This window comes from Methanosarcina sp. KYL-1, assembly GCF_024372725.1.
Lineage (GTDB): Archaea > Halobacteriota > Methanosarcinia > Methanosarcinales > Methanosarcinaceae > Methanosarcina.
Genome location: NZ_VOUA01000058.1, coordinates 1 through 1,719, shown reverse-complemented (window position 1 = coordinate 1,719; position 1,719 = coordinate 1). Strand labels below are relative to the sequence as shown.

Annotated in this window: 1 protein-coding gene; it reads right to left on the bottom strand. The window is 37.1% G+C overall.

Features of this window, described 5'->3' with window-relative positions; translation table 11 throughout:
• Positions 1 to 24 precede the first annotated feature (24 nt).
• Complete coding sequence (locus tag FTO70_RS17840; protein ID WP_255337121.1) at positions 25 to 1,653, bottom strand: IS1634 family transposase; 1,629 nt, start codon at positions 1,651 to 1,653, stop codon at positions 25 to 27.
• Positions 1,654 to 1,719: the final 66 nt, after the last annotated feature.

Genomic DNA, 1,719 nt, shown 5'->3' with positions numbered 1-1,719 from the left:
CCTGCCTTCGGCAGGTTAACGTAATTAGAGATAGATATTTTCATATTTCTCTCCCATGAGCCTCAGTATCTTCCAGTGAATATCCTCCATATTCAATATTTCTGACTCTATTTCTTCTTCATTATGAGTATTAAGTTCTGTAATTCCCTGGAAATTGAAAAATATCCATCTCATTGTAGGTCTTTTTGTTTGTTTCCCTTTTTGATCTGGAACCGTTTCATTTTCTTCTTCTAACTTTGTCCTTAATTTCCATTCTGCAATTGAATAAATCATTAAGCAGAGAACCATTATCATAGTCAGTGCTTCAATTCTGGATTTTTTCTTAAGGTAAACTTTCGATATGCTAAACGTATCACTTTTCAAGAATCTGAATCCCTTTTCTACATTATCCTGTCCTTTGTAATACTTCAGCATATCTTCAGGAGAAAGACTGATATCATTGCTCGCAAGAATGAAAAGTCCCATTTTCTCCATTTCTTTCAAAACAAAAGCATCATTAACCTTTATGCTGCCATCAATCCTGTAATAGGTTTTTAATTCCTCATCTTTTGAAGGTCTGCCTCTTTTACCCGATTCACATTTTTTAATGGCTTTCAAATCAACATTTTCAAACACAATTGAGGGGAAATCTTGAATCCATTTCTCTGCGGCTTTTAATGCATCATCTTCACAGAAGAAGTCCTCTACTTTCAGCTTTTTAAAAGCCTTGTCTGCTTTTTCAACCTCTTTGTCAAGCTTTGTTCTGAGAGTTTGCTCTTTCTTCTCTTTCATCTTGTGAGAAAGCAGCAAAACCCACTTTTGTTTAACTCCGCCATATTCCACAAAGGTTTGATAAAATGAGTATCTTTCGTCGCTTTTTAGCGTTTTCAGGTTCAGATTTGCAGTTAGCAGTTCCTTTGCCTCGGTAATTGTTGCAGGAACACGACTGATCCAGAATGACTTCCCTATGTTTTTGATATTATTGTCTGTGTAAAAGGAACTATCAGCGACATAGTACACTTTGCTTTCAGGTCTTAAAACTGATTTAAGAGACTTGATGGCTTCAAAAATTGTGTTTTTGTCGGAAGCGTTTCCTGAATGTGTGTTCATGAAAAGAGGTATTCCGTGCTGATTAACAATCAAGCTCAGTACAAATTGTTTCAGGTCCCATCTTCCGTTTTTTGGGATTCCAAAAGTAATGTCAATAGACTCAGTTTCTTCGTCATCATAATCCCCAAAAACGCTGACACTTGTAGTGTCAGCGTGTAAACAGTGAACAGGAATAGGTAGACGAGTCATAATATGAAGAGTGATTTCCGTAAACAGTTTTGTAGGGCCGTATTTGACGATTCTGTCAAGAGTCTCTCCGATAACATATTGATTCAGGTCTTCTTTTGTTATACCGTCTCCAAAAAGCCTTTCAGTAGAAATGTTTTTGAAAAAATCAGGAAACAGGTACAGACGTTGCCCTACGAAACCAAGACCATTGAGTACCATGGCAAGGATGCAGACGGAGTGAGGGACGTTATGATCCCTTTCTTTAGGAAGTTTTTCATCGATCAGTTTGTCAACTTCAAGCTCTCTGAAAACTCCAGCCATGAGACCAAGGTGACCTAAGAACCTTGTACGTTTTAATGAGGATTCAACTCTTCTAATGCTGTTTTTCTCTGCCATGGGAAGACCAAGAAAGAGATATAAAATTAATGATATTAATTTATATGTTTACCTGCCGAAAGCAGG

Bases quoted from the DNA above. Each gene is read 5' to 3' on its own strand.
- FTO70_RS17840 (WP_255337121.1), bottom strand. From the start codon at position 1,653: ATGGCAGAGAAAAACAGCATTAGAAGAGTTGAATCCTCATTAAAACGT.